Origin of the sequence: Streptomyces mesophilus, assembly GCF_040300965.1 — a bacterium.
Taxonomy (GTDB): Bacteria; Actinomycetota; Actinomycetes; order Streptomycetales; family Streptomycetaceae; genus Streptomyces; species Streptomyces mesophilus_A.
Map to the genome: position 1 here is coordinate 52,034 of NZ_JBEPEW010000013.1, position 26,341 is coordinate 78,374.

General features: G+C 69.3%; 32 protein-coding genes. 8 read left to right on the forward strand and 24 right to left on the reverse strand.

Going from position 1 to position 26,341, the window contains the following annotated elements; all coding sequences use genetic code 11:
* Window positions 1–50: 50 nt before the first annotated feature.
* The gene (locus ABT367_RS07575; RefSeq protein WP_352250586.1) at window positions 51–1,613 is read right to left on the reverse strand and encodes an alpha/beta hydrolase; all 1,563 of its coding nucleotides are present in this window, start codon (window positions 1,611–1,613) and stop codon (window positions 51–53) included.
* A 224-nt stretch (window positions 1,614–1,837) separates the two neighbouring features.
* Here ABT367_RS07575 and ABT367_RS07580 point away from each other — a divergent pair, with 224 nt between their 5' ends.
* The gene (locus tag ABT367_RS07580; protein ID WP_352250588.1) at window positions 1,838–2,680 is read left to right on the forward strand and encodes a MaoC family dehydratase; all 843 of its coding nucleotides are present in this window, start codon (window positions 1,838–1,840) and stop codon (window positions 2,678–2,680) included.
* Window positions 2,681–2,689: 9 nt separating this feature from the next.
* Here the strand turns inward: ABT367_RS07580 and ABT367_RS07585 are convergent, their stop codons facing one another.
* The gene (locus ABT367_RS07585) at window positions 2,690–3,307 is read right to left on the reverse strand and encodes a TetR/AcrR family transcriptional regulator (RefSeq protein ID WP_165334897.1); all 618 of its coding nucleotides are present in this window, start codon (window positions 3,305–3,307) and stop codon (window positions 2,690–2,692) included.
* Window positions 3,308–3,527: 220 nt separating this feature from the next.
* The gene (locus ABT367_RS07590; RefSeq protein WP_434975424.1) at window positions 3,528–4,061 is read right to left on the reverse strand and encodes a GNAT family N-acetyltransferase; all 534 of its coding nucleotides are present in this window, start codon (window positions 4,059–4,061) and stop codon (window positions 3,528–3,530) included.
* A gap of 229 nt (window positions 4,062–4,290) precedes the next feature.
* Here ABT367_RS07590 and ABT367_RS07595 point away from each other — a divergent pair, with 229 nt between their 5' ends.
* Genes ABT367_RS07595 through ABT367_RS07605 form a run of 3 tightly spaced genes read left to right on the forward strand, consistent with a single transcriptional unit; the run spans window position 4,291 to window position 5,498 of the window.
* Window positions 4,291–4,455, forward strand: a complete 165-nt coding sequence (locus ABT367_RS07595; RefSeq protein WP_352250592.1) for a DUF5993 family protein — start codon at window positions 4,291–4,293, stop codon at window positions 4,453–4,455.
* 1 nt (window position 4,456) lies between these two features.
* The gene (locus tag ABT367_RS07600) at window positions 4,457–5,095 is read left to right on the forward strand and encodes a disulfide bond formation protein B (protein ID WP_352250594.1); all 639 of its coding nucleotides are present in this window, start codon (window positions 4,457–4,459) and stop codon (window positions 5,093–5,095) included.
* A gap of 22 nt (window positions 5,096–5,117) precedes the next feature.
* Window positions 5,118–5,498: a DUF1801 domain-containing protein gene (locus ABT367_RS07605; RefSeq protein ID WP_352250596.1), complete on the forward strand. Its 381-nt coding sequence runs from the start codon at window positions 5,118–5,120 to the stop codon at window positions 5,496–5,498.
* A gap of 90 nt (window positions 5,499–5,588) precedes the next feature.
* On the opposite strand, the gene ABT367_RS07610 is transcribed toward ABT367_RS07605, so the two are convergent.
* From ABT367_RS07610 to ABT367_RS07635, 6 genes are all read right to left on the reverse strand, one after another.
* On the reverse strand, window positions 5,589–6,758 hold the full coding sequence (locus ABT367_RS07610) for a hypothetical protein (protein ID WP_352250598.1): 1,170 nt from the start codon (window positions 6,756–6,758) through the stop codon (window positions 5,589–5,591).
* A 67-nt stretch (window positions 6,759–6,825) separates the two neighbouring features.
* Entirely contained in the window at window positions 6,826–8,139 is a 1,314-nt protein-coding gene (locus ABT367_RS07615) for a dicarboxylate/amino acid:cation symporter (protein ID WP_352250600.1), read from the reverse strand.
* Between the two features lie 365 nt (window positions 8,140–8,504).
* The gene (locus ABT367_RS07620; RefSeq protein WP_352250602.1) at window positions 8,505–8,792 is read right to left on the reverse strand and encodes a DUF4229 domain-containing protein; all 288 of its coding nucleotides are present in this window, start codon (window positions 8,790–8,792) and stop codon (window positions 8,505–8,507) included.
* A 117-nt stretch (window positions 8,793–8,909) separates the two neighbouring features.
* On the reverse strand, window positions 8,910–9,434 hold the full coding sequence (locus ABT367_RS07625; protein WP_352250604.1) for a GNAT family N-acetyltransferase: 525 nt from the start codon (window positions 9,432–9,434) through the stop codon (window positions 8,910–8,912).
* 12 nt (window positions 9,435–9,446) lie between these two features.
* The gene (gene mqnE / locus ABT367_RS07630; RefSeq protein ID WP_352250664.1) at window positions 9,447–10,613 is read right to left on the reverse strand and encodes an aminofutalosine synthase MqnE; all 1,167 of its coding nucleotides are present in this window, start codon (window positions 10,611–10,613) and stop codon (window positions 9,447–9,449) included.
* 106 nt (window positions 10,614–10,719) lie between these two features.
* Window positions 10,720–11,175, reverse strand: a complete 456-nt coding sequence (locus ABT367_RS07635) for an Lrp/AsnC family transcriptional regulator (protein WP_199548546.1) — start codon at window positions 11,173–11,175, stop codon at window positions 10,720–10,722.
* Window positions 11,176–11,341: 166 nt separating this feature from the next.
* On the opposite strand from ABT367_RS07635, the gene ABT367_RS07640 reads away from it, so the two are divergent.
* A complete protein-coding gene (locus ABT367_RS07640; RefSeq protein WP_352250670.1) occupies window positions 11,342–11,479 on the forward strand; it encodes a hypothetical protein in 138 nt (45 codons plus the stop codon).
* 13 nt (window positions 11,480–11,492) lie between these two features.
* On the opposite strand, the gene ABT367_RS07645 is transcribed toward ABT367_RS07640, so the two are convergent.
* Window positions 11,493–12,173, reverse strand: coding sequence for a UbiX family flavin prenyltransferase (locus tag ABT367_RS07645; RefSeq protein WP_352250606.1), 681 nt, complete (start codon window positions 12,171–12,173; stop codon window positions 11,493–11,495).
* Between the two features lie 104 nt (window positions 12,174–12,277).
* Here ABT367_RS07645 and ABT367_RS07650 point away from each other — a divergent pair, with 104 nt between their 5' ends.
* Entirely contained in the window at window positions 12,278–12,880 is a 603-nt protein-coding gene (locus tag ABT367_RS07650) for a rhomboid family intramembrane serine protease (RefSeq protein WP_352250608.1), read from the forward strand.
* Here the strand turns inward: ABT367_RS07650 and ABT367_RS07655 are convergent.
* The 3 genes from ABT367_RS07655 to ABT367_RS07665 all read right to left on the reverse strand — a co-directional run bounded on the left by ABT367_RS07655 (window position 12,877) and on the right by ABT367_RS07665 (window position 14,974).
* Window positions 12,877–13,539 (reverse strand): deoxynucleoside kinase, encoded by a 663-nt coding sequence (locus ABT367_RS07655; protein WP_352250610.1) that lies wholly within the window; start codon window positions 13,537–13,539, stop codon window positions 12,877–12,879. The genes ABT367_RS07650 and ABT367_RS07655 overlap by 4 nt on opposite strands.
* Before the next feature lie 115 nt (window positions 13,540–13,654).
* Window positions 13,655–14,056, reverse strand: a complete 402-nt coding sequence (locus tag ABT367_RS07660) for a hypothetical protein (protein WP_352250666.1) — start codon at window positions 14,054–14,056, stop codon at window positions 13,655–13,657.
* 198 nt (window positions 14,057–14,254) lie between these two features.
* Window positions 14,255–14,974 carry an SDR family oxidoreductase gene (locus tag ABT367_RS07665; protein ID WP_352250612.1) on the reverse strand — a complete coding sequence of 240 codons (720 nt, stop codon included), beginning with the start codon at window positions 14,972–14,974 and terminating at the stop codon, window positions 14,255–14,257.
* Window positions 14,975–15,134: 160 nt separating this feature from the next.
* Here ABT367_RS07665 and ABT367_RS07670 point away from each other — a divergent pair, with 160 nt between their 5' ends.
* Window positions 15,135–15,578: an SRPBCC family protein gene (locus tag ABT367_RS07670; RefSeq protein WP_352250614.1), complete on the forward strand. Its 444-nt coding sequence runs from the start codon at window positions 15,135–15,137 to the stop codon at window positions 15,576–15,578.
* 18 nt (window positions 15,579–15,596) lie between these two features.
* Here ABT367_RS07670 and mqnP read toward each other — a convergent pair whose 3' ends face one another.
* Genes mqnP through ABT367_RS07685 form a run of 3 tightly spaced genes read right to left on the reverse strand, consistent with a single transcriptional unit; the run spans window position 15,597 to window position 18,423 of the window.
* Window positions 15,597–16,511, reverse strand: coding sequence for a menaquinone biosynthesis prenyltransferase MqnP (gene mqnP, locus ABT367_RS07675; protein WP_434975423.1), 915 nt, complete (start codon window positions 16,509–16,511; stop codon window positions 15,597–15,599).
* Window positions 16,508–16,975 carry a hypothetical protein gene (locus ABT367_RS07680; protein ID WP_352250616.1) on the reverse strand — a complete coding sequence of 156 codons (468 nt, stop codon included), beginning with the start codon at window positions 16,973–16,975 and terminating at the stop codon, window positions 16,508–16,510. Before ABT367_RS07680 ends, mqnP begins: the two co-directional genes overlap by 4 nt.
* Entirely contained in the window at window positions 16,972–18,423 is a 1,452-nt protein-coding gene (locus ABT367_RS07685) for a menaquinone biosynthesis decarboxylase (protein WP_352250618.1), read from the reverse strand. The genes ABT367_RS07680 and ABT367_RS07685 overlap by 4 nt, the downstream gene beginning before the upstream one ends.
* Window positions 18,424–18,526: 103 nt before the next feature.
* Between ABT367_RS07685 and ABT367_RS07690 the strand changes: the two genes are divergently transcribed.
* Complete coding sequence (locus ABT367_RS07690; protein ID WP_352250620.1) at window positions 18,527–18,925, forward strand: PLD nuclease N-terminal domain-containing protein; 399 nt, start codon at window positions 18,527–18,529, stop codon at window positions 18,923–18,925.
* 11 nt (window positions 18,926–18,936) lie between these two features.
* Here ABT367_RS07690 and ABT367_RS07695 read toward each other — a convergent pair whose 3' ends face one another.
* The 8 genes from ABT367_RS07695 to ABT367_RS07730 form a co-directional block, all read right to left on the reverse strand.
* Window positions 18,937–19,899 (reverse strand): isopenicillin N synthase family dioxygenase, encoded by a 963-nt coding sequence (locus tag ABT367_RS07695; RefSeq protein ID WP_352250621.1) that lies wholly within the window; start codon window positions 19,897–19,899, stop codon window positions 18,937–18,939.
* A gap of 78 nt (window positions 19,900–19,977) precedes the next feature.
* Window positions 19,978–20,493, reverse strand: coding sequence for an SRPBCC domain-containing protein (locus ABT367_RS07700; protein ID WP_352250623.1), 516 nt, complete (start codon window positions 20,491–20,493; stop codon window positions 19,978–19,980).
* Window positions 20,494–20,530: 37 nt separating this feature from the next.
* Complete coding sequence (locus ABT367_RS07705; RefSeq protein WP_352250625.1) at window positions 20,531–21,487, reverse strand: CU044_5270 family protein; 957 nt, start codon at window positions 21,485–21,487, stop codon at window positions 20,531–20,533.
* Window positions 21,484–22,101 carry an RNA polymerase sigma factor gene (locus ABT367_RS07710; protein WP_352250627.1) on the reverse strand — a complete coding sequence of 206 codons (618 nt, stop codon included), beginning with the start codon at window positions 22,099–22,101 and terminating at the stop codon, window positions 21,484–21,486. Before ABT367_RS07710 ends, ABT367_RS07705 begins: the two co-directional genes overlap by 4 nt.
* A 79-nt stretch (window positions 22,102–22,180) precedes the next feature.
* The gene (ccsB, locus tag ABT367_RS07715) at window positions 22,181–23,257 is read right to left on the reverse strand and encodes a c-type cytochrome biogenesis protein CcsB (protein WP_352250629.1); all 1,077 of its coding nucleotides are present in this window, start codon (window positions 23,255–23,257) and stop codon (window positions 22,181–22,183) included.
* Window positions 23,254–24,969, reverse strand: coding sequence for a cytochrome c biogenesis protein ResB (resB, locus tag ABT367_RS07720; RefSeq protein WP_352250631.1), 1,716 nt, complete (start codon window positions 24,967–24,969; stop codon window positions 23,254–23,256). The genes ccsB and resB overlap by 4 nt, the downstream gene beginning before the upstream one ends.
* 2 nt (window positions 24,970–24,971) lie before the next feature.
* Window positions 24,972–25,745, reverse strand: a complete 774-nt coding sequence (locus tag ABT367_RS07725; RefSeq protein WP_352250633.1) for a cytochrome c biogenesis CcdA family protein — start codon at window positions 25,743–25,745, stop codon at window positions 24,972–24,974.
* Window positions 25,742–26,341, reverse strand: a complete 600-nt coding sequence (locus ABT367_RS07730; RefSeq protein ID WP_352250635.1) for a TlpA family protein disulfide reductase — start codon at window positions 26,339–26,341, stop codon at window positions 25,742–25,744. The genes ABT367_RS07725 and ABT367_RS07730 overlap by 4 nt, the downstream gene beginning before the upstream one ends.

The window sequence follows — 26,341 nt, forward strand, 5'->3', positions numbered from 1 at the left end:
CGCCTCAGTGCCCGCCCGGACCCCGCCTCAGTGCCCGTCCGGGCCCCGCCTCAGTGAACTTCCGGGCCGCAGGACGACCCGTCGCTCGGCAGCGAGCCGTACAGCAGGAAGGCGTTGACCTTGCCCCTCACACACTTCGACGAGGCGTAACCGGTGTGCCCCTCGCCCTTGTTGTCGAGGACCACGGCCGAGTCGCCGAGCCGGCGGGCGGTCTCGGTCGTCCACTGGTACGGGGTGGCCGGGTCGCCGCGGGTGCCGACCATCAGGAACTTCGGGCTGTCCACGTCCTCGATGTTGCGGATGTAGTCGGTGCCCTTCGGGCGGCCGGCGCACAGCAGCACCTCGTAGAGCCGGGCCGGGCCGAACACCGGCGAGGCCCGGGTGAAGTCGGCCTCCAACTGCTTGATGCCTTCCTCGTCCTTGAGGTCGGCGGCGGTCAACCGGTCCGGATCGTCGGCGCAGTTGACGGCGACCAGTGCGGCGGTGGAGTTGTCGAAGGGGACATCCTCCTCGTAGGGGCCGATGTCACGCCGCTGCACGGGCGCAGCCTCGTCCGGTGCGGGCAGCACCAAGGCACCGGAGATCCGCAGCAGGGTCCGCGGATCGCCGTCGGTGAGCAGGGAGAGCAGGCCCTGGGAGAGATACGGCCACAGATCGCGCTGGTAGAGCGCATGCCCCATGGCGGCGACCAGATCCTCTCCGGTGAACTGGCCGAACATGCTCTGCACGGGGTCGGAGTTGAGCTGTTTCACCAGCTTGACGATGTTCTCCTTGGCCTCGCGCGAGTTGGGGCCGAGCGCGCAGCCGGTGTTGCCCGCGCACCAGGTGACGAAGTTGTCCAGAGCGGTCTGCTGGCCCTTGGCGCCCACAAGGGCCTGTTCGGCGAGCGGTTCGGTCAGGGTGTCCACGCCGTCGAGCACCATCCGGCCGACCTTCTTCGGGAACTGCGCGGTGTACACGGCGCCGAGCCGCGTCCCATAGGAGAAGCCGAGATAGTTGAGCTTCTTGTCGCCGAGCGCCGCGCGGATCACATCGAGGTCGCGCGAGACGTCCACGGTCCCCATGTGCGCGAGGACGGGACCGGAGTGCTTGCGGCACACCTCGTACTGCGCCTTCAGCATGTCCAGCGCGAGCACGGCCTCGTCCCCGTCCTCCCCCGGCGGCTCGAGCTCCGGCATATCCGAACCGTCACCGCAGGTCACGGGTGCGCTGCGGCCCACACCTCGGGGATCGAAACTCACCACGTCGTACGCGTTGGTCAGTTCGCCGAAGACCTTCTCGCCGCCCGCGAGGCCGGGCACACCGGGGCCGCCGGGGCCGCCGAAGTTGAGCACCACCGAGCCGCGCGGCTTCTTCACCGAGGCCTTGAAGCGGGCCATCGCCAGCTGCAGGGTCTCCTTGCCGGGGTCGGCATAGTCCAGCGGGACCTTGACCGTGCCGCACTCCAGGCCCTTCGGCGCATGCGCGAGCCCCTTGCACGCGCCCCACTTGATCTGCTGGCTGTAGAAGCTGCGCAGATCGGGCTGCCGGTCCTCGTCGGCGGAGCCGGCCCATGCGGTGCCGCTCCCGAGCAGGGTCAGGGCGGCTACTGAGGCGATCACGCGTATGTGCATCGGCAGCCCTTCGCTGGGGGTGCCCCTTGGGCCACGATAGGTGGGGGGAGCTTTCCGGGCATTTCGGCCTGATGGCACTGGTGGCCGGGTACCTGGTGGCGCAGCCGGCCGATGTCGGGGTATCGGCCCTGCTCAGGGCATCGACCTGGACCCCGACCGTCGAGTAGCTTGCGCATCCGAAGATCATTCGAGAATCAACCAATCCGCAGCCCGGGAGCCCGCCGATGACCGTCGTACGCCTGGGGCACCCCCCTCGCCTCGCCCCCGTGCTGTTCGCGGGCGCCGTGCGCTCACCTCTGAAGCGGCCCCGCCCGGACGCGCACCTGCCCGAGCGCTCGGTCGAGCTCGCCGAGGCCGCGGTGGATCCGGCCCGGCTCACCGCGTACGCGGAGCTGTGCGGGTTCCCGGCGGACGGGCGGCTGCCCGTCACGTATCCGCATGTGCTCGGCTTTCCGCTCGCGATGAAGCTGATGGCCGCGCGGGACTTCCCGCTCCCGCTGCTCGGTCTGGTCCACACGTCGATCGAGATCCGGCAGGAGGCGGCGCCGCTGCGGGTCGAGGACCGGCTCGAACTCTTCGTACACGCCGAGAAGTTGGCGCCCCATCGGCGCGGCACGGAGGCGACCGTGGTGACGCGGGTGCGGTGCGCGGGCCGGGCCGGGACGGTGTGGATGTCGCGGTCGACGTATCTGGCACGGCACGGGAAGCCCGGGCAGGCGCCGGACCGCCCTGCGGACAACCCCCTTCCCGTACAGGCGACTTGGCGCCTGCCGGCCTCGCTCGGCCGGCGCTACGGTGCCGTCTCCGGCGACCGCAACCCCATCCATCTGCACCCGCTGACGGCCAGGGCCTTCGGCTTCCCGCGGCAGATCGCCCACGGGATGTGGACGGCGGCGCGGTGTCTGGCGGAGCAGCCGTTCGAAGGGCCGGTGGATGTACGGGTGGACTTCAAGGCGCCCGTACTGCTGCCGAGCACCGTGGCGTACGGGGCGGAGGCCGGCGCGTTCGAACTGCGGGGCGGGGACGGGCGGTTGCATCTGTCGGGCCAGGTGTCACTGCGCGGGTGAGCCCCCACGTCACTTGGGAGGTGACCAGGGCTTTCCATGCATGAGGTTGGCCAGGCCCGACCAGGCGAAGTTCATCAGGGTGGTGGCGGCTTCGCGGGCGGTGACGCCGGGGGTCGCATTGGCCCAGACGGCGAGCGCCTCGGCCGCGCCGACCAGCGCCTCGGCGAGCGGGGCGACCTCGCCCTCGGGAAGGGTCGGATTGCTGTGCGCCTCGCGGGCCGCCTCGGCGATGAGCAGCGTCACGAAGGCGACGATCTCCTCGCGCATCACGGCCACTTCGCGCGCGAAGGGTTCGCCGTGGGTGCGGGCCTGGCTGTGCAGCACCGCCCAGCCGTCGGGGCTCTCGGCGGTGTGCGTGAAGAAGGCGAGCAGGCCGGCCCACAACTGCTGATCGGCGGGCTCACCGGGCGTGATGCCACTGCGCACCGCCTCGACCAGAGCGGCGGCCTCGCGCCGGATGCAGGCGCTGAAGAGGTCTTCCTTCGAGTTCAGATACAGATAGACCAACGGCTTGGAGACACCGGCGAGTTCGGCGATCTCGTCCATGGAGGCCGACCGGTAGCCGCGCCTGCCGAAGGTGGCGACCGCGGCGTCCATCATCTGCCGCTCCCGCTCGGCCCGCGGCATCCGCTTGCCTCTACGGCCGCCGGCCGCTTTCTTCCCAGCGCCCGTCTCCTGCACCGGCCCCGCCCTCCCCGCGTCCTGCCCCTGCACGTCGAGGCAAGCGTACGCATGCATATGCCAGGGCGGACCGGGGGTGGGCGTTGCCGCCCGACCGCGGCACGGTGTTGCTCCCAGGCCGCGCGCAGGCTGCTCCCCGGCACGCACGTTGCTCCCCGTCGCCGGATTACGCCGCGGCCGCCTCGTACTCGACCCTGCTCAGACCGTGCACCCGGGCGATCCGCCCGGCCCCCGGATCCACCGTCTCCCTGAGCAGCCGCATCCCCAGCTTGGCCATGATCCGTTCCGAAGCGGTGTTCTCGGGCTGGGAGATGCTGACGATCTGGTTCAGACCCCGGTCGAGGAACCCGAAGCGCAACGCCGCTGCGGCGGCCTCCGTCGCGTACCCCTTGCCCCAGAACTCACGCCCGAGCCGCCAGCCGATCTCGACCGCCGGCAGCACCTCGGGCAGGAAGTGCGGCACCGTGAGCCCGGTGAACCCGGCAAGCCGGCCGCTCCCGCGCACCTCGACCGCGAAGAGCCCGAACCCCTGGTGCTCCCACTCCCGTTCGACCGCCTCGATCCCGGCCCGGGTCCGCGCCTCATCCCGCACCGACCCGTCGCCGATCCAGCGCATCACCTCGGGGTCGGCGTTGACGGCGGCCATCGCGGCCACGTCCTCGTCGCGCCAGCGCCGCAGCACGAGCCGCCCGGTCTCGATCCTCTTCACCAGATGCTCCCTTCGCGACCGGATACTCCCGTCGCGACCTCCATCCTCGGCGACGGGAACGGCGCCGGGCCAGACCCGTTCGACGCCTCAGCAGCGGGCCGTACGCCCTGCCGTCCCCAGGTCCGAAGGGCGCAACCCGGCGGCCTCACGGGTGATCGCACCGGGGCGCCGACCGCCAGGTCACCCCGTGCGCGGGCCTCGGCGCCTACCGTCCGCGCGCATGGACACCCTCATCTTCGGCGGTCTGCTCGCCGCCCTGGTGGTCCTGTACCAGGACCGCCCGAGAAAGATCATCCTCACCATCTGGTGGGTGGTGCTGCTGGCCACCATCGGCCTGCTGTCGCACCACATCACCAGCAGCCTCAAGCTCGGACTGAGTTACTGACATGGCGGCGACGACCTCCGCGCCCGCGGACACCATCCGCCCCGGCCTCCTGGGCCGGCTCCAGTTCTGGTTCGCCTGCTTCTTCGCCGTCGGCTGGACCGGCGTGGTCTGCGGCGGACTCGGCGTGCAGTTCATCAGCTGGGACTATCCGTGTCCGCTGTGCATGGTGCAGCGGATGTTCATGCTGCTCGCGGCGCTCGGCGCGGCCTGGATCGTGCGCCGCGGCATGAGCGGGACCATCACCGGCCGCGACTACATGATGGGCTGGGGCATGGCGCTCGTCGCCGTCATGGCGGGCGGCTTCACGTCCTGGCGCCAGACGATGCTGCACATCCTGCCCGGCGACAAGGGGTACGGAAGTCCGGTGCTCGGCCTGCACATGTACGTATGGGCCTGGATCCTCTTCATGGCCTCGGTGGTGGCCGTCGGCATCGTCCTCACCTTCGCCCACCTCACGTCCGACACCGAACTCCCCACGTCCCCGCTGTACCGCACGGCGGGTCTGGCCGTGCTCGGCTTCGTCGGCCTGGTGATCGCGGTGAATCTGGTGGCCGTGTTCTTCCTTGAGGGCTTCCACTGGTTCCTGCCGGACGACCCCAGCCGCTACCAGTTCTTCCACGATGTGGGTATCACCGACTGACCTACGACAAGGGGCCCACGCGATGACGAACCGGAGCGGCAAGGTCGACACGTTCATGGAGACGGTCGAGCACCCGCACAAAGAGGCGGTCGAATATCTCCGCACCGCGATCCTGGCGGCCGACCCCGAGCTCACCGAGCAGGTGAAGTGGAACGCACCGAGCTTCTGCTACGAGGGCACCGACCGGATCACCTTCCAGCTCAAGTCCCCGGACGTCCAGCTGATCTTCCACCGGGGCGCCAAGGTGAAGGACGGCACCGGCGACTTCTCCTTCAAGGAGGACAGCGGTCTGATGCAGTGGCGGTCCAGTGACCGCGCGACAGTCACGTTCAAGGACCTCGCCGATGTGAAGGCACACGAGAAGGCCTTCATCGACCTGGTCGGGCGCTGGATCCGGGCCTGAGGCGATCCCGCAGCGGCAACGCGAAGGTGCCCGCCCCCCGGTTCCGAGGGGGCGGGCACCTTCGTAGGACGGTAGGAGTGCAGGCACCCGCTACCAGTCCCGGACGCCCTCCACACCGGAGATGAGGCTGTCGCGGGCGGCTCGCGGGAGCGGGCCGTGGTGCGCCTCGGCTTCCTGCACGATGTGGTCGAGGGCCTCGAAGAGCTCCTCCCGCTCGACGGTCTCGATGAAGCCGGACCGGCGGTCCAGCCGGTTGAACGCCTCGCCGTATGCGCGCCCGATCTCCTCCATGCGTGCCGGCCGGACGTCTGCGGGCCCTTCGGCCGCCTGAAGGACCGCCTTCCGCGTCGCCTTGTACTGGGAGACGGCCCTCCTGTACGTGGCGGCGCCGATGTGTTCGCGGCCGTCCCAGTCTCGGAGGGGATTGTTCCGGTTCTCCTCGACCCACTCGGGCTTGCGGGAGCGCAGGACGGACACGTACGTCCCTGCCGGAATCTCGGGTCGCCAGGTGCTGCGCATGGCCGAGGCGTACGCGGCGGGAACGCTGTACAGATCGACGGACTCCAGCTGTGGCACACACCGCGGACGGAGGACGTCCTCACCGGTCATCCCGAAGAGGTCGCTGATGCCGATGCCCCGCAGTGCGGTCAGCCGGTTCAGCTCGCCCGCAGCGGTGAGCAGGCCGAGGCGTCCGTACAGCTGAAGCCGCGTCACCCCGGGGAAGCGCTTGACGAGCCGCGCGCAGTCGAGCGCGTCGATGTCCCTGATCGTCAGGTGCGCCACCTCCGGCCGGGGCGCCGCCGGCCGGCTGAGGAACTCGTCGACCGCCGCACCCGTGTACTCCGCCGTCCAGGCGTCGGCCGGGTCCTCGCGCACACCCGCGTCCCACCGCCGCTGCCGGGCGAGTTGATCGCCCAGGCGCCATGAGGAGGCATAGGAGTTCGAAGGTGCGTCATGGAGCAGGGCCGTCGATCCGATGACCTTGTGGCTGCGCGGCAGGATCCACGCGTGGTTGCAGTAGGAGAGTGCCCCGTTCCATGCGTGGTGGCTCAGCCGCAGGGGAGCGACGGCGCCGAGCTCGCCCACGGAAGACGGCTCGGGGCCGGACCAGTCCAGCTCGAGCACGGCCGCGGTCCGCGTATCGGCGTCGATACGGACGATCTGCGCGGCCGTCCACTCCCCGAGGACCCGCGCCGGGGCGGCCACCACATCGCCGACCGCCAGCGGCCTGGGCGGCACGGTCTGCTTCCCGTTCGGCATGCCCGGGATCCTAACGACGACGTGCCCGCACCCCCACAGGGGTACGGGCACGTCTGCCGAGGAACGGTCAGGCGGCGACAGCCACCGACTCGCGGTCGTCGATCGGGGACGCGGTGGCCGAGTCGTAGGCCTCCTTGTCGAGGATGCCCTCACGGGCGGCCACGATGACCGGGACGGCGGCCTGGCCGGCCACATTCGTCGCGGTGCGCATCATGTCCAGGATCGGGTCGATCGCCAGGAGCAGGCCCACGCCCTCCATCGGGAGACCCAGGGTGGAGAGGGTCAGGGTGAGCATGACCGTCGCGCCGGTCAGACCCGCCGTGGCGGCGGAGCCGATGACCGAGACGAAGACGATGAGCAGGTACTCCTTGATGCCGAGCTGCACGTCGAAGATGTGCGCGACGAAGATCGCGGCGATCGACGGGTAGATCGCGGCGCAGCCGTCCATCTTGGTCGTGGCGCCGAACGGGACGGCGAAGGAGGTGTACTCCTTCGGGACGCCGAGGCGCTCGGTGACCTTGACGGTGAGCGGCATGGTGCCGACCGAGGAGCGGGAGACGAAGGCCAGCTGGATCGCGGGCCAGGCGCCCTTGAAGAACTGCAGCGGGTTGACCTTGGCCACGGTCGACAGGAGCAGCGGGTAGACGCCGAACATCACCAGGGCGCAACCGATGTAGATGTCCGCGGTGAAGGTCGCGTACTTGCTGATCAGGTCCCAGCCGTAGGTGGCGATGGCGTTGCCGATGAGGCCGACGGTGCCGATCGGGGAGAGCAGGATGACCCACCACAGGGCCTTCTGCAGCAGCTCCAGGATCGACTCGCTCAGGGTGAGGATCGGCTCGGCCTTCTCGCCGATCTTCAGGATCGCGATACCGGCGACGGCGGCCATGAAGACGATCTGCAGCACGTTCAGCTCGGTGAACGGCGTGATGATGTCGGTCGGGATGATGCCGGTCAGGAAGTCGATCCAGGAACCCGTGGAGTCCGGCTTCGCACCGTCCTTCGGGGTCAGGCCGGTGCCGGCGCCCGGGTTGGTGACGAGGCCGATGACGAGGCCGATGACGACCGCGATCAGCGACGTGATCATGAACCAGAGCAGCGTGCGCGAGGCGAGCCGCGCCGCGTTGTTGACCTTCCGCAGGTTGGTGATCGACACCAGGATCGCGAAGAAGACCAGCGGGGCGACGGCCAGCTTCAGGAGCTGGACGAAGATCGAGCCGATCTGGTCGAGCGTCGTGGTCAGCCACTCGACCTCGCCGTTACGGGCGATGGCACCGAGGCCGACACCCACGACGAGACCGATGAGGATCTGCGCCCAGAAGGGCAGGGGTATGCGGAAGCCGGTGGGCTTCTGCGGGGAGTCCTGGACAGTCGAGGACACGGGGGCACTCCAGTTGAGGTGCGCGGGGGCATGGGGGGACGTACGGACTTCAAGGTGGAGCGACGGCCGCAAGTGTCAGGTGAAGCGGCGCCGCTGCATTGTGTCGCTAGCTCAAGCGCGGCAACAGGCCGCGGACATGCAGCGGCAAAGATCGACATGCAGGCGCGCGACGAGCGGGATGCTCTTCGGGTCGCGGGGCGCAGCTGCTGTCTTCATGTCGAACACGTTAACACTTGAACTTTGGGGAACTCAAAGGGCTGCTTTGGGGCCGAAGGGCCCAAAGACCAGGAAACCCCTGGGCCGAAGGGCCCAGGGGTTGCGAAGTGTGACGAGTCTTACAGGCTTTCCGCGGCGCGGCCTGCGCCTCAGATGCCGTCCTCCATGCTGCGGTTCTCCGCGAGCCGGGTCTTGGCGCGGTCGACGCGGGTGACGATCTGCTCGGACATCTCGTCGCGCTGCTTGCGCAGGAGCACGAAGCTGAGCGGCGCGGAGATGACGATGGCGAGCAGCAGCACCCACAGGTAGTTGGAGTCGCCGAGGCCGCGCGGGAGGGCCCCGAAGTAGACCAGGGCCCACAGCACGGCGAAGCTGCCGACGAAGATGCCGATACGCATCAGGCTGTAGCGGAGAGTGGCGTTCACCTTGGCTGCCACGGCTGGCCTCTTTTCATTCCGAGAATCCTGCCCGACCAGTGAACCATGTCCGATTTCGGGCCGGTACAGCCGGTCGGCAGAGCCCGTACGTCCGCACAGCAGAGCCCGTACGTCCGCTCAGTACAGCGGCAGGTACATGGTGATGTCGTCCCGGTCGTCCCCGGGTTCGACCCGGATCGCACCGGGCACCCGGCCGCCGTCCTTGTACCCGCAGGACGCGTAGAACCGGTCGACCCCGGTGCCGCCTCGGCAGGTGAGCCGGATCAGCTCGATGCCGTCGAACCCGCGCGCGGCCTCCTCGACGGCGGCCATCAGGTCACGCCCGTACCCCTTGCCCTGGTGCTTCGGGTGCACCATCACGGTGTACGCCCAGATCCAGTGCCGCATGAGGCGGTGGGTGTTGTACGTGAGGAAGGCCGTCGCGGCGACGGCGCCCTCCTCGTCGTACCCGACGAGGAGCCGGGTCCTGCCCTCCGCCATCGCGGCGAAGTGCTTGACCAGCTCGGGCCGTATCTCCTCGGCGGTGACGGGCGGGACGAACCCGACGGCGCCGCCCGCGTTGGACACATCGGCCCAGAGCGCGAGCAGGCCGTCACGGAGCTCCGGACCTATGGCGGGGTCCAGTTCGAAACGCAAGGACATGGGCCGGGAGCCTCAGACGCGCATCGGCTGCGGCGACTCCCGGCGGTCCGCCTCGGGGCCGGGGTACTCGCGGATGATCTCGTAGCGCGTGTTGCGCTCGACGGGCTGGAAGCCGGCGTCGCGGATCAGGTCGAGCAGATCCTCGCGGGAGAGCTTGTTGGGCGTCCCGTAGTTGTCGGCGTCGTGCGTGATCTTGTACTCGACGACCGAGCCGTCCATGTCGTCGGCGCCGTGCTGGAGCGCGAGCTGGGCGGTCTGCACGCCGTGCATGACCCAGAAGACCTTGACGTGCGGCACGTTGTCGAAGAGGAGGCGGGAGACCGCGAAGGTCTTCAGGGCCTCGGCGCCGGTCGCCATCGTCGTACGCGCCTGGAGCTTGTTGCGGACCTTGCCGTCCTGCATGTCGACGAAGTCGTGCTGGTAGCGCAGCGGGATGAAGACCTGGAAGCCGCCGGTCTCGTCCTGCAGTTCACGCAGCCGAAGGACGTGGTCGACGCGGTGGCGGGGCTCCTCGATGTGCCCGTACAGCATCGTGCACGGGGTCTTCAGACCCTTGGAGTGCGCGAGCCGGTGGATGCGCGACCAGTCCTCCCAGTGGGTGCGGTGGTCGACGATGTGCTGGCGCACTTCCCAGTCGAAGATCTCGGCGCCGCCGCCGGTCAGGGACTCGAGGCCCGCCTCGATGAGCTCGTCGAGGATGTCGGAGGCCGACATCCCGGAGATCGTCTCGAAGTGGTGGATCTCGGTGGCGGTGAAGGCCTTCAGGGAGACGTTCGGCAGCGCCTTCTTGAGCTCGCTGAGGGAGCGCGGGTAGTAGCGCCACGGCAGGTTGGGGTGCAGGCCGTTGACGATGTGCAGCTCGGTGAGGTTGTCGTTCTCCATCGCCTTGGCGAGGCGGACGGCCTCCTCGATGCGCATCGTGTACGCGTCCTTCTCGCCCGGCTTGCGCTGGAACGAGCAGTACGCGCACGACGCGGTGCACACGTTGGTCATGTTGAGGTGGCGGTTGACGTTGAAGTGGACGACGTCGCCGTTCTTCCGCGTCCGCACCTCGTGGGCGAGCCCGCCGAGCCAGGCCAGATCGTCGCTCTCGTAGAGCGCGATGCCGTCCTCACGGGTCAGCCGCTCCCCGGAGCGGACCTTGTCTTCAAGATCGCGCTTGAGTCCCACATCTTTAATAGATGCAGTCACCTGGCCGCCTCCCAAACCTGACTACTTGTGCCGACCGTCCACGGTACGCCCCACCACCGACACCTCCGGCGACCGCCCCCTGCACAACCACGGCTCAGAGCTGCTCGGGCAGCTCTCCGACCCGGTTCTCCCACTTGGTGGAGAGCACGATGGTCGTGCGCGTACGCGAGACGCCCTTCGTGCCGCTGAGCCGGCGGATGGTCTTCTCCAGACCGTCCACATCGCCCGCGCGCACCTTGAGCATGTACGAGTCGTCGCCCGCGATGAACCAGCAGTCCTCGATCTCGCTGAGGTCCCTGAGCCGGCGCGCCACGTCCTCGTGGTCGGCGGCGTCGGAGAGCGAGATGCCGATGAGGGCCGTCACGCCGAGGCCGAGCGAGGCGGAGTCGACCGTGGCGCGGTAGCCGGTGATGACGCCCGCGCTCTCGAGCCGGTTGATGCGGTCGGTGACGCTGGGTCCCGACAGGCCTACGAGACGGCCCAGTTCGGCGTACGACGCCCGGCCGTTCTCTCTCAGGGCCTGAATGAGCTGCCTGTCCACCGCGTCCATGCGCCGGCACCTTCCATTATTTAGCGATTCTGCGAGTTTAGGTGTAAAATCTAAGGCATGCAGGGCAGTTCCCCTGCGATTCTTGCAGAACTTTTCGGGTTTCTCGCGTTTTCGGCGGCCTGGGGTCTGCAGAAGATCAACGACGATCTACAGGAGTGTCCTCACCGTGTACACGCTCGAGATGGCCTACGCCCACATGCGCTCGCTGCAGGAGCTGGCCGACCGCTCGCGTGCCCACAAGTCCCCGACCGCCGCTGCCCGCGCGGACAAGGTGTCCCGCCCGGTGCGCGGCAAGAAGCGCTGAACGCCCCTGCGCGTCAGCGCTGAGGCCCTTCGCGGGAGCCGCCGCCGAGTTCACCCTCCCAGCGGCGGTACAGCCCGTGCGGCACCCCTGCCGCATCGAGCACCCGCCCCGCGACGAAGTCCACCAGATCCTGGATGTGCGTCGCCCCCGCGTAGAACGCCGGCGAGGCCGGGAGCACCACGGCTCCCGCCTCGTCCAGGCTCACCAGATGCCTGAGCGTCTGACCGTTCAGCGGTGTCTCGCGCACCGCGACCACCAGCTTGCGGCTCTCCTTGAGCGTCACGCTCGCCGTCCGCTGGAGCAGGTCCTTCGAGAGTCCCAGTGCCACTCCGGCCACACAGGCCGTCGAGGCGGGCACGATCAGCATCCCCTTCGTCCTGTACGAGCCCGAACTCGGCCCGGCCGCGAGGTCACCGGCGGTCCAGTGCCGTACGTCGCCGAGGTCGGGGTGCGGGAACGTTTCGGGCTTGCCGTCCGCTCCCCGGGCGAGCCACTCCCCCAGGTCCTCGCGCCAGTGCGCGTCTCTGTAGGCGATGCCCGTCTCGTCGAGCAGCGTGAGCCGCGAGGCCCGGCTGACCACCAGGTCCACGCTCTCGCCCGCCGCGAGGAGCCCGCGCAGGACGGCTGCCGCGTACGGCGTCCCGGAGGCTCCGGAGACCCCTACGACCCAGGGGATGCGCTCGGCGTCTTTCATACCCCGAGCCTATCCGGCGGCCCGGAACCAGGCCGCGCCTCCCATGCGTTGAGCGAAGTGAGGGCCGCGCTGCGTGAGCGGCCCGCGAGCCTGGGGGTCCGCTCATGTCGTACGGGTACACGTCACCGCTCCCGCCGCCCGCGCCCGCCGAGCGCCGCCGCGACCGCGCGAAGGCGGCCGGTCTGGTCATGGCCGGGTGGCTTGCGCTGCTCTGGCTGCTCGAAGCGGTCGATGTCGCCTCGGACCACGCCCTGGACACGTACGGCATATCCCCGCGCGAGTTCGGCGAGCTCCGCGACGTGGTCCCGGCGGCCTTCCTGCACTACGGCTGGGACCACCTGATCGCCAACAGCATGCCGCTGCTCGTGCTCGGCTTCCTGGCGGCGCTCTCGGGGATACGGCGCTTCGCGGCGGTGGTCGCCACGATCGTGCTCGTGAGCGGTCTGGGCGTCTGGCTCACGGCGCCCGCGTACTCCGTGACGGCCGGCGCCTCGGGCGTGGTCTTCGGTCTCTTCGGCTATCTGCTGGTCCGCGGCTTCGTGGACCGCCGGATCGGCGATGTCGTGATCGGCCTGCTGGTCGGCGCCGTGTACGGCTCGATCCTGTGGGGCGTCCTGCCGACGACGGACGGCATCTCCTGGCAGGGGCACCTGTTCGGTCTGCTCGGCGGAGTGGTGGCGGCGTTCACCTTCCGCCGGGCGCGCTAGAGCGCGGCGCGGGCCGCCGTCAGGGCGTCCTTGACCTGCTGGACGACGCGGGCGGCGTCCTCGGGGTTGTTCACCACGTCCGTGTGGTTCATGTCGATGACGAGGACCTCGCTGGCCGAGTAGTGCTCGTGCACCCAGGCGTCGTAGCCGGACCACAGGGTCCGGTAGTACGCGACGAGGCTCTCGTCCTGCTCGAAGTCGCGTCCCCGCAGCCCGATCCGGTGCAGGACCGTCTCGAAGTCCGCCTTGAGGTAGACCATGAGGTCCGGCGCCTTGCGGTACGGCAGGCCGTCGATCTCGCGCATCATCTCGTCGAGCAGCCCCTCGTACACCTGCATCTCGAGGGAGCTGATCCGGCCCAGGTCATGGTTGACCTTGGCGAAGTACCAGTCCTCGTAGATGGACCGGTCGAGGACGTTGTCGCCCTTCTTGTACGCCTGCTTGATGGAGGCGAACCGGGTCTGCAGGAAGTAGAGCTGGAGGAGGAAGGGGTAGCGCTTGGCCTGTATCTCCTCGGGGCTCGCCGTGTAGAACAGCGGCAGGATCGGGTTGTCGTCCACGCTCTCGTAGAAGACCTCGCTGCCCAGATCCTTGGCGATCAGCTCGGCGACACTTGTCTTGCCGATTCCGATCATGCCTCCGACGCAGATCACCGGCATACCTCACTTCTCCCTGCGGGGTCGTCTCTTCGTACGAGCCAAGTCACGAACCAAGTCGCGAGCCACGAGACAACCCCCGGAGCCGCAGTGAAGCTTAAAGGACGAACGGACCCGGTCAGACAGCCGCGGCAGGCGCCGATCGCGCGGCCCGCTGCTTGTCCTTGCGCAGGGCGATCGCGGTCGCCACGGCGCCGAGTCCCTCCCACAGGCCCACCCCGATGAACCCCGCGGGAGCGCGGTCGCCGAGCACGGCCAGGGTGAAGACGGTGCACGTGAGGAGCCGGAACGGAACGGTCCAGCGGAAGAAGGCCGTCCAGTCGCCCGCCGCGGCGAGGACGTAGTAGACGCCCATGTTGAGCGCGGCCATGGACGAGGCCGTCAGGAAGACCACCGTGTGATCGCCGTCGCCGCGTCCGCCGTCCGGCGCGGCCGAGAAGCCCATCATCTTGATCAGGACGTCGGGCGCGATCAGGCCCACGATGCCCATGCCGGCGGCGAGTACGCCGAATACGGACATGGTCCAGCCGGACAACGAACGCGGCAGGAGCTTGAACTGCACGGACTTCCCCCTCGTCGCGGCGCCCGGCGGATCGGCCGGCGCACGGTGAGCGTGCTGATGATCCGCTGAACATTACGACAGCGACTGACAGTTGGCCGCTCCGGGGCCGTCCGTGGTAGCCCCGGGGCGGTCAACTACGGCCGGTATCACCGGATTTCAGGCCTGCTGGCGCGTTCCGGCCAGCACGATCTCGCGGATGCACACCTCCTGCGGCTGCCCGTACGCGTAGAGCACGGCCTGGGCCACGGCGTCCGGGGAGAGCGCCGCGTTCTCCTTCTTCCACTCCTCGTATCCGGCCTTGATGCCGTCGTCGGTGGTGTGCGAGAGGAGCTCGGTCTCGACGGCACCGGGGCCGATGACGGTCACGCGGACACCGTGCGGCGCGACTTCCTCGCGGAGGTTCTCCGACATCGCGTGCACGGCGAACTTCGTGCCCACGTACGCGGTGTGGTTCGGGAAGGTCTTGCGCCCGGCCACCGAGCCGATGTTCACGATGGTGCCGCGCTCACGCTCGATCATGCCGGGGAGCACCGCACGCACCCCGCCGAGCAGTCCCTTCACGTTCACGTCGAGCATGCGGTCCCATTCACCGGCGTCCTGGTCGGCGATCCGGCCGAGCAGCATCACGCCCGCGTTGTTGATCAGAGCGTCCACGGGCCCGTACGCCGCTTCGGCCTCCGTCACGGCCTCGGCGACGGCGGCGCGGTCGGTGATGTCCACCTTGCGGCACATGGCGTCCGGGAGCCCGAGCGCTTCGAGGCGGTCCACGCGGCGGGCGAGCAGCAGCAGCGGGTGGCCCTGCGTGGAAAGGAGCCGGGCGGTGGCGGCGCCGATGCCCGAGCTGGCACCGGTGACGACGACGAGGGGTTCGGGCATGCGGGGCGCCTTTCGGACGGTCCGGTGGGTGCGGACGGTGGACCTCGGATCTCTCCATCGCACCACCGACCGCGCGTCCCCGCAGGCCGGGGCCTGCCGCGGGCGAGCCCGCGCCGGCTCGCCCCTGTTCCCTGCGCGATCACCGGGGCATGATGTCGCCGTGACCACCGAGGAGTTCAGCCACGACGTCACCGTTCCCGCCCCGGCGGCCCGGATCTTCGCGCACCTCGCGGATCCGGAGAGCTATATCGGGCTCTCTCCGCTGCTGGTCGCGGTACGCGATGTCGTCACCGACGGCGACGAGGTCCGGTACGTGGCGGTGGAGCGCTTCCGTGTGCTCGGCCCGCTGCGCTGGGACAACCCGATCCGCGTGACGATGACGTTCCCCGAGCACGGGCGGCGGATCGTGAGCGACGTCCGCAGCCCCGGCCGCGTCCGGCTGACCGCCACGGTGGACCTCGCCCAGGACGGGACGGGCACCCACGTGCGCGAGACCGTCCGCGTCACGTATCCGAGGCCGCTGCGCCCCCTGGTGATCGGCCAGGCGACCAAAGTGCAACGACACCGCCTCGCCGAGCTGAATCGGCGGATGACGGTGTCGTAGGCACTGCCCCGTATGCGGCTAGACCGTCAGGCCCCGCACCATCAGATCGAGCAGCGCGCACACGAAGAGCGCGATCCCGATGAAGCCGTTCACCGTGAAGAACGCGCGGTTGAGGCGGGACAGGTCCTTCGGCGTCACGATCGAGTGCTCGTACGCGAAGGCCGCCGCCACGATCATCAGGCCGAGCCAGAAGAAGAAGCCGGCGTCGGTGGTGTACGCGTACCAGGCGAAGAGCGCCATCGTGACGACATGCGCACCCCGCGCCCCGTACAGCGCGGCCGCGATACCGAAGCGGGCCGGCACCGACTTCACGCCCTCGGCGCGGTCCGCCGCCACGTCCTGGCAGGCGAAGATCAGGTCGAAGCCGCCGATCCAGATGCCGACCGCGAGCCCGAGGATGACCGCGTCCCAGGACCACTCGCCGGTGATCGCGAGCCACGCGCCGATCGGCCCTATGGCCTGCGCGAGGCCGAGGATCGCGTGCGGGAAGTTCGTGAAGCGTTTGCCGTACGGATAGACCACCATCGGCACGACGGCGAGCGGCGCGAGGGCCAGGCACAGCGGGTTGAGCAGCGCCGCCGAGCCCAGGAAGATCACGAGCGCTACGATCGCGCCGGTCCACGCGGACTTCACCGACACCGCACCGGTCACGAGCTCGCGCCCGGCCGTGCGCGGATTGCGGGCGTCGATCTCGCGGTCGATGATCCGGTTCGCGGCCATCGCGAACGTCCGCAGCCCCACCATGCAGACGGTGACCAGGAGCAGCCGCCCCCAGTGGATGTTCTTGTCGAGCTGGAACATCGCGGTCAGCGCGGCGATGTACGCGAAGGGCAGCGCGAACACCGAGTGCTCGATCATCACCAGGCGCAGGAACGCCTTCAGCTTGTTGCTCGAGGGTGTCGGGCCCACGACCTCGTCGGCGGTGGTCATCATGCGAGGCTCTCCAGGAACGCGTCAAGGTCTGCCAGGAGCCCGGCGGCGGGCAGCGGGCCGGTCACGACGGTGAGCGGGGCCGCCTCGTCGCCGGGCGGGGTGAGGTGCGCGGTCAGGGACCAGGCGCCGTCGCCCTGCGCGGCCCCCTCGAGACGCAGTACGGCACCGCCGTCGACGGTGAACTTCTCGCTCCCCGCGGCCAGTTCGGCCCGCAGCGCCTCGGCGAAGGCCGTGGGCTCGGCGTCGCGCACACCGGGCAGCTCGAAGCCGTCGCCCTCACCGCCGAGCTCCCACAGCACGGCCCAGGTCCCGGACGGCCCCGCGAACTCCTCGGGTGTGACCCCGGCCTGCGCGGCGGCCTGCCGCACCTCGGGGTCGGCCGGATCGATCTCGGGCCGCACCAGGGCCACGTAGTCGCTCTCGCCGAGGAAGAGGGCGGGCCCGCCCATCGCCACGGGGCTCACAGGCCGTACTCCTTCCAGCGACGGTTGACCATCGCCGCCGTCGAGGGGTCGGACTCGACCATGTTCGGCCAGCCGCCGTCCCTCGTATAACCCTCTTCGGGCAGCTTCTTCGTGGCGTCGATACCCGCCTTGCCGCCCCAGAACTGCTGGTACGAGGCGTGGTCGAGGTGATCGACCGGCCCCTCGACGACCGTCAGGTCCCTTGCGTAATCCGTGTTGCCGAGCGCCCGCCAGGAGACCTCGTGCAGATCGTGCACGTCGCAGTCGGCGTCGACCACGACGATCAGCTTGGTCAGCGACATCATGTGCGCGCCCCAGATGGCGTGCATCACCTTCTGTGCGTGCTTCGGGTACTTCTTCTCGATCGAGACGATCGCGCAGTTGTGGAAGCCGCCCGACTCGGGCAGGTGGTAGTCCACGATGTCCGGCACGATGATCTTGAGGAGCGGCAGGAAGAAGCGCTCGGTGGCACGGCCCAGCGGACCGTCCTCCGTCGGCGGCCGGCCGACCACGATCGACTGGAGCAGCGGACGCTTCCGCATCGTCACGCAGTCGATCTTCAGCGCGGGGAACGGCTCCTGCGGCGTGTAGAACCCGGTGTGGTCGCCGAAGGGCCCCTCGGGCAGCATCTCGCCGGGCTCGAGCCAGCCCTCGATGACGACCTCGGCGTTGGCCGGCACCTGCAGCGGCACGGTCTTGCAGTCGACCATCTCGACGCGCTTGCCCTGGATGAATCCGGCGAGCAGGTACTCGTCCATGTCCCCGGGCAGCGGCGCGGTCGACGCGTACGTCACCGCGGGCGGGCAGCCGAAGGCGATCGCGACCGGCAGCTTCTCGCCGCGCTTGGCCGCCACCTGGTAGTGGTTGCGGCTGTCCTTGTGGATCTGCCAGTGCATCCCGATAGTGCGCTTGTCGTGGCGCTGGAGCCGGTAGAGGCCGAGATTGCGTACGCCCGTCTCGGGGTGCTTGGTGTGCGTGAGGCCGAGGTTGAAGAAGGATCCGCCGTCCTCGGGCCAGGTGAACAGCGCGGGCAGCTGCTCCAGATCCACGTCGTCGCCGGTCAGGACGACCTCCTGGACCGGGGCGTCCTTGACCTTCTTCGGCGGTACGTGGGTCATCGCGCCGAGCTTGCCGAAGGCCTCGCGGATGCCGATGAACCCCTGCGGCAGCTCGGGCTTGAGCAGCCCGCCGATCTTGTCGCTGATCTCCGCGTACGACTTGAGGCCCAGCGCCTTGAGCAGGCGCCGGTCCGTCCCGTACACATTCATGGCGAGCGGCATCGACGAGCCGCGCACGTTCTCGAAGAGGAGCGCCGGGCCGCCCGCCTTGTTGACCCGGTCGACGATCTCGCCGACCTCCAGATACGGGTCGACTTCGGCCTTGATGCGCTTCAGGTCGCCCTCGCGCTCCAGGGCCCGGAGCAGGGAGCGAAGATCGTCATAAGCCATACGTCCCAGTATCCGGCACCCGCTACCCTGGCCCCGTCACCGGGGGCGGCTCGGACAGGTCCTGGGCCCGCCCCGCCACCGCTTCAGGGGGAATGCGCACACCATGCTCCGGATCCTGATGATCCTGATCCCGCTCGCACTGACGATCTTCGCGTTCATCGACTGTCTGAACACCCCCGAGGACGAGGCCAAGCACCTGCCGAAGATCGCGTGGGTCTTCATCATCCTTCTCTTCTGGGTCGTCGGCCCGATCGTCTGGCTCGCCGCCGGCAAGCAGCGCACGCCTCCGCAGGGCGGCCGCACCCCCTCGGAATGGCACCGCAACCACCGCACGACGTGGGTCGCGCCGGATGACAACCCCGAGTTCCTGAAGTCCATCAAGGACGAGAACAAGAAGGACGAGTCCCTCCTCAAGGACTGGGAGGCGGACCTGCGCCGCCGCGAGGAGGAGCTGAAGAACCGCGAGGGCGGCGACGAGCCCAAGGACGAGCCCGGCAAGTAGCGCCGCCCGGGTCAGTCCACGCTGATCGCGTCCAGCTTCGCCCGCAGATACGTGTGCGAGTCCACGGGCTCGTAGGAGACCCGGCCGGTGGGGGCGGGCAGCGACTCGACGCGGGTGCCCGGATCGCACTCGTAGAAGTAGACGAGCGACATCAGCTCCTCGCTCGGTGCGGCGGCGGGCGGCGGCAGGACGCGATGGCGTCCGGAGCGCCAGCGGTCGCCGGTCCAACGCGCCATCAGATCCCCGATGTTGACGGTCAGCGCGGCCGGATCGTAGGGCGCGTCCTGCCAGCCGCCGTCGTCCGTGTAGACCTGAAGACCGCCCTTGCCGTCCTGCCGGTCGAGCACGGTGACCGTGCCGAAGTCGGTGTGCGGACCGATCCGGAACTGGCCCTCCCGCGGCTCGCCCACGACCTCCCGCGCCGGATACCAGTTGATGTTGAACCCCCAGGTGGGGTGCCCGGTGTGCCGCGTGAAGAAGTCCTCCGGCTCGCCGAGCGCCGCCCCGAGCAGCTCCAGGAGCTGGTCGGAGAGGGTGCGCATCTGCCGGAGATACGACTCCACGAGCCCTTGCAGATACGGGACTTCGGCGGGCCAGGTGTTGGGCTTGAACCACTCGGCGTCGACCGCCTTGTCACCTGTCGGCTCCTCGGCCGCGAAGGACAGCGACTCCTTGAGGTCGGGCGGTGTCTCGGTGCCCTCCGCATAGCCGTTGGCCTCGGCGCCCGGGCCCAGCCAGCCGCGCTCCCCCACCTTCACCGCGTACGCGGCCTTCGCCTCGTCGGGCAGCCGGAAGAACGCACGGGCCGCCTCCCTGATCCGGGTGCGCGCCCCGGGGTCGACCCCGTGCCCGGTCACCAGAAGGAACCCGGCGCTCTGCAGCGCACGGTCGACGGTGGCGGCGAGGCCGGCGCGTACGGCGGGGTCGCCCGCGAGCCAGGGCCGCAGATCGATGGCCGGGATACGTGAGGTCACGGGACCAGACTGCCCACTCCCGGGCTCCGGTCACCCCTCCTCGTACGGAACGGCTCAGCCCTCCCCGTACGGAACGGCTCAACCCTTCGCGTACGACTCCCTGAGCTCACGCCACCGGTCCAGGCTCCACGTCGACCAGTCCTTGGGCCGGCCGTCCAGTGCGTCGAGGAGGAACTCGAAGTGGTTGTGCCAGCCCGCAAGGCAGTCCAGGCGCAGGCTGTCGTCGCCCTCGAACTCGTTGGTGAAGCGGACGGTCGTGGCAGGGGTGTCCGGCCCCGCGTGCTCCAGGTGGAAGCGGCAGCGGCCGTGCAGATCGATGGTGTACTCGACGATCCGCTCCACGTCCCAGGCCGTGACGTGCCCGGAGTGCACGCCGTCCTCCTCGTTGTTCAGCCACCGCAGCGTGACCGCGCCGCCGAGCCTCGGTTCGAGGACATCGGCGGCGGCGAGCCAGCCGGGCAGTTCGTCGGGCCTGACCAGAGCGGTCCAGACGCGCTCCACGGAGTGCGGCAGGTGCAGCACGAAGTGCAGCGTCTGCGTGGTGCCGTCGGTGGTGCTGGTGCCATGCCCGATTGCTCCGCTGTTCTCGGTCATGACACCAGCCTGGCCCGGCCGGCCCCGATCTGCACCACTACGGACGCTGTCCCGCCTCATCGGTCACGGCTCGCTCCAGGAGGGCCCTGCTGCCCGCCACGGATCCGGGCTTCAAGGGGCACGGTCCCGTCTCCTTCTCCACGATCGTCCGCTGGCCCAGGTACGCGAGAGACGTCCCGTCGAAGATCCACTCCGTACGGACGCTGTCGCTCTCGTCGGCACGAGTGATCGCGAAGCCCCTCCTGCCAACCTCGTCCACCACGTCCTGGACCACCCTCAGTCCGGGGATCTCGGCCACCGCCCGGAAGAGCGCGGCGCCGACCTCGGGCGGCATCAGGTTGTCCGCCAGGAGGTTTCCGGCCACCGCGAAGTCGTCGAGGTTTTTCTGCCACTCGCCCGTCCCGTGCAACCAGTCGTACATCGCGTCCGGGTCGGTGGGCAGCCTCTCCAGGTCCCGGTAGTTCTGGGGGATGCGTGAGCCCTCGGCTCCATCCGGCTTCAGCCGCAACTCGTCCCCGTATTCCCTCCGCAGCCCCCAGCGGGTGCCGTCGACCGACTTCCACTCCTCCCTGTCTCCGACCGGCCGGCCGGACCCGGACTGTGCGCAGAGGCCTCCGGCGCCGTCGGCCTGCCGCAGCGGATACCCCGACGTGCTCTTCTGGTAGATGAACTGGTCGTCCCTGACGTCTTCCACCTCCGCCCGCTCGGCGGCCCGAGCGATCCGTTCGAGGAGACGGCGAGGGCTGTCGGCCGGATCGGGCGCCGACCCGCCTCCGATCAGGCTGAGGGTGACGACGAGGGTTCCGGAGAGCAGGGCGGCCAGGACCGGATAGCCGACGGACGGACGGCGCCAGAGCGCGCGTACTTCCGGCGGTTTCTCGGACGACCGCATGCGGATCTCGTTCACGAGGTGCTCCCTCAAGGAGCGGTGGCGCCCCGGCGGAAGCTCCCTGTCGTGCGGGGACGGGCTGCCCGGTAGCTGTTCTTCTTTCATCGGGTCCCCTCCTGGATGGGCCCGGCCGCGGAATTGCGGCCATCTCTGACCTGTCCGGGCACCCGGCCCGGTTCCACGTCGCGCCCGAGTTCCGCGGCGAGCTTGCGACGGGCGCGGGAGAGACGGGAGCGCACGGTCCCGACGGGGATGCCGAGGGTCTCAGCGGCCGCCGCGTAGTCGAGATCTCCCCAGACGCACAGCGCGAGCACCTCACGCTCGGAACGGCGCAGACGCTGTACGGCGAGGCGAACGGCGGCCAGATACGCCGTGTCGTCGAGCCGCCCGGCAACCGCCTCGGCGAAGTCGCCCACGGCCTCCACGCGCGGCAGCCGGGCGACGGCGGCCGCGTGTCTGCGGGCCGCGCGCCGCGTATTGCGCGCCACGTTCGTGGCGATGCCCAAGAGCCACGGCCGCAACGAGCCGCCCTCCGCGTCAACGCGTTCATGCAGGCGCCACGCTTCGAGGAACGTCAGGGAGACGATCTCTTCGGCGGTCGACCAGTCCCCGCACAGCCGGAACGCGTGGTTGTACACAGACCGTGCGTACGCGTCGAAGAGCTTCCCGAACGCATCGGGGTCCCCCGCCTGTACGGAAGCGCGCAGATTCGTGTCCACACCCTCCCCCCTGTCCGCAGCACGACGGCCGGTTCCCGCAAGACCCTTGCGGAAACCGGCCGTCGAGGAAAGGAGCTGCTCAGACCCCGGCGTACGAGTGCTTGCCGGAGATGAAGATGTTGACGCCGTAGTAGTTCCAGAGGAAGCAGGCGAAGGCGAAGAGCGCCAGGTAGGCGGCCTTGCGGCCCTTCCAGCCCGCCGTCGCGCGCGCGTGCAGGTAGCAGGCGTACGCGACCCAGGTCACGAACGACCAGACCTCCTTGGGGTCCCAGCCCCAGTAGCGGCCCCAGGCGTCGCCCGCCCAGATCGCGCCCGCGATGATCGTGAACGTCCACAGCGGGAAGATCGCGGCGTTGATGCGGTACGAGAACTTGTCCAGCGAGGCCGCGGACGGCAGGCGCTCCAGGACCGAGCGCGCGAAGGTGCCGGGCTGTCCGCCGGACGCCAGCTTGCTCTCGTAGGAGTCGCGGAAGAGGTAGAGCGCCGTGCCGACGGCGCCCAGGTAGAAGACCGCGCCGCAGAAGATGGCGGTGGAGACGTGGATCCACAGCCAGTACGAGTCGAGGGCCGGGACCAGCTGGTCGCTCGCCGTGTAGAGCCACTTGGTCGCGATGCCCAGGTCGAGCAGGACGGTCGTGACGAGGATCAGGCCCATCCAGCGGACGTTCTTGCCGAGCGCCAGGAACACCAGGTACGCGGTGACTGCCACCGCGGAGAAGGTGATCGAGAACTCGTACATGTTGCCCCACGGCGCCCGCATCACGGACAGGGCGCGGGTGACCACACCGCCGATCTGGATGAGGGCGGCGAGCACGGTGAGCGAGACCGCGATACGGCCGTACATGTCGCCCTGCTCCGTACCGCCGTGCGCACCCGGGCCGTCGGGCACGTCGCGGCTGCCGGCGGCGGAGCGCGTGACGACCTTCGGGCGATCGAGGACCGTCGTGCCGCCGGCCCCGCGGACCTGCACCTTCGGCGCCTCGGCGGCCTCGGGCGCGGTGAGCGCCGCGGCCGTACGGCCGACCTTGCTGCGGCTGCCGAAGACCCACTCGGCGATATGGGCGAGGAAGGCCAGGGTGTAGACGGCCATCGACGAATAGATCAGCGTGTTGCTGATGCTCGCCAGGTTCTCGTTGGTGGCGGCGGCGAGATTCACTTCTCAGCCCCTTCGGCAGGAACAGCTTCGGATTCGGAGTCTGATACGGGGTCTTCTGAGGGTTCCGGCGCGCTCGGCGCCGTGGCATGCAGGAGCGCGGCCAGGTCGCCGAGTTCCTCGGGCACCTTCGCGGACTCGCTGCGGCCGAGGCCCGCCATCTCGACGACGGTGACGCCGTCCTCACCGCGCACGGCGCGGACCCAGACGCGGCGGCGCTGGATGAACAGCGAGCCGACGAGGCCGAGCACCGCGGCGATCGCTCCGGCGAGCGCGTAGATGTTGCCCGGCTGCTGCTTGATCTGGAAGGAGGCCCATTCCCTGAGCTCCTTCTCGTACGTGATGGAGCCCTGGCCTCCGGGGAGCTTCATGGTCTCGCCGGGGAGCAGCCGCTGCTTGAGCAGGTCCCCGTTCTTGTCCTTGAACTCCTTCATCTTGGTCGTGTCCAGCTGGTACACGTTCTGCGGGAGACCGGAGTCGATCCCGAGCGAACCGTGGTACGCGGACAGAGCCAGGACGGGGAAGTCGGGGGCGGGGAACTGGGAGAGCATGTCGCCCTTGCCGTGGCCCGCGAACGTCGGGACGAAGAAGGCGTTGAAGCCGAGCTGCTCCTTCTCGCCGGCCTTGTTGCGGTAGCCGTCGGGGATCTTGATGGCGCCGGTGGAGGTGATGTTGGCGTCGATCGGGAGCAGCGGCACCGCGCCGCTGAAGACGACCTTGCCGGCGGCGTCCTTGACGGTGACGACGGGCGCGTAGCCGTGGGCGATCAGGTAGACCGTGGAGTCGCCGACCTCGAGCGGCGAGTTGACCTCGATCGCCTTCTTCTTCGCCGGCCCGTCGACGCCCTCGGAGTAGGTGACGTGGGCCTTGAAGGTACGGGCGGTGCCCGTGCCCGGGCCGCTGCGCTCGTAGTCGTCCTCGAACTCGTCGAGCTGGAAGCTGAAGCGCTCCAGGTTGTTGTTGTCGAAGAGCGGGCCCGACTGGAAGTCGTCGTACTGCGGCAGGACGTTGGCGAAGCCGCCGTCGCCCTCGACGACCAGCTTGCCGCCCTCGGACTTGAACAGGACGCCGACGGCGAAGGCCACCAGCATCACGATCAGCGCGATGTGGAAGAGCAGATTTCCGGCTTCGCGCGCGTAGCCCTTCTCGGCGGCGACCGCGTCGCCCTCGATGTGCGAGCGGAAGCGGCGGCCCTTGAGCAGCCCCAGCGCCGCTTCCCGTACGTCCTCGGGATCCGCTTCGGTACGCCAGGTCGTGTACGCGGGAAGGCGGGTCAGCCGCTTGGGGGCGCCCGGCGGGCGGCCGCGGAGCTGGCCGACGAACTGCCAGGTGCGCGGGACGATGCAGCCGATCAGCGAGATGAAGAGCAGGATGTAGATCGCCGAGAACCACACCGAGCTGTAGACGTCGAAGAGCTGCAGCTTCTCGTAGATCGGCGTGAGCGTCTCGTGCGCCATCTTGAACTGCTCGACCTTGAGCTCGTCCACGCTGTTCTGCGGGACCAGGGAGCCGGGGATCGCGCCGAGCGAGAGCAGGAAGAGCAGGATCAGCGCGACCCGCATCGAGGTGAGCTGCCGCCAGAACCAGCGGACCCAGCCGATCACCCCGAGCGAGGGCAGATTCGGCAGCTCCTCCTTGGGGGCGGTGGACAGCTGCGAGCCCGCGGCCCCGAGGTCCTCGGCCGCCGCGCTGGGGCTGGTGTCCGTCTTGCTCATTGTCAGATCCCCACGGTGAAGCCGGAAGTCCAGACCTGCATCTCCTGCACGATGCGGTCCCAGGCGCCGGTGACGAGCAGCAGGCCGGTGACGATCAGCATGGCGCCGCCGATCCGCATCACCCACACATAGTGCTGCTTGACCCAGGCGAAGGCGCCGAGCGCCCGGCGGAAGGCGATGGCGGCCAGTATGAAGGGCAGCCCGAGGCCCAGGCAGTACGCGACCGTGAGCAGGGCGCCGCGGCCCGCGCTGGCCTCGGTGATGGCGAGCGTCTGGACCGCCGAGAGCGTCGGGCCGATGCACGGGGTCCAGCCGATGCCGAAGAGGACACCGAGCATGGGGGCGCCGACGAGACCCGCGGTGGGCTTCTTGTGGAAGCGGAACTCGCGCTGGGTCAGGAAGGGCATGGCGCCCATGAAGAACAGGCCGAGCACGATGGTCAGCGCGCCGAGCACCTTGGTGATCACCGCTTGGTGCTCGAGGAGCGTCCGGCCGAATTCGCCGAAGAGCGCGCCGAACGACACGAACACCGCGGTGAACCCGAGCACGAACAGGGACGCCCCCGCCGCCATCCGCCCCCGCTTGGCCTCTTCCAGATCGGCGCCGGTGACCCCGGTCACGTAGGAGAGATAGCCGGGGACGAGCGGCAGCACGCACGGCGAGAAGAAGGAGACGAGGCCGGCGAGCAGCGCGATCGGGATCGCGAGAAGCAGCGCTCCCCCGAGCACGGTGGAGTTCGGGTCGGTGGCCGCGGCGAGGGCGTGCACGTGCGTCACTTCTCCGCGAGTACGGGGTCGATCATCTCGTACAGGCGCTTGTCGCTGACCGGCCCGAGGAAGCGGGCGGCGATCTTCCCGTCACGGTCGACGACGATCGTGGTGGGGATGGACTGCGGGCTGAGGCTGCCCTTGGGGAACTTCAGGATCTGCTTGCCGGCCGGGTCGTACAGGCTCGGGTACTCGATCTCGTAGTCCTCTTCGAAGGCGACGGCCGAGCTCTTCTGCGGGTCACGGGTGTTGATGCCCACGAACTCCACGCCCTTGGTCTTGGTCGCCTCGGAGACCTGCTTGAGGTACTTGGCCTCGGCCCGGCAGGGCGCGCACCACGAACCCCAGGTGTTGATGACGACGATCTTGCCCTTGTAGTCGGCGAGGCTGAGCTGCTCGCCTTCGAGGGTCTCGCCGCTGATGTCCGGTGCCGCGGCCCGCTCACCCTTCTCGGAGACCGAGATGCCGCTCTTGCCGGCCACGAAGTTGGTGTCCCCACCACCGCCCTGCGTACCGCCGTCGGTGCAAGCACTCAGCGCGAGTGCGGCGAGCGCGGTCCCCGCAGCGAAAAGGGCACGTCGGGAGGCAGGACGTCCATGACTCAT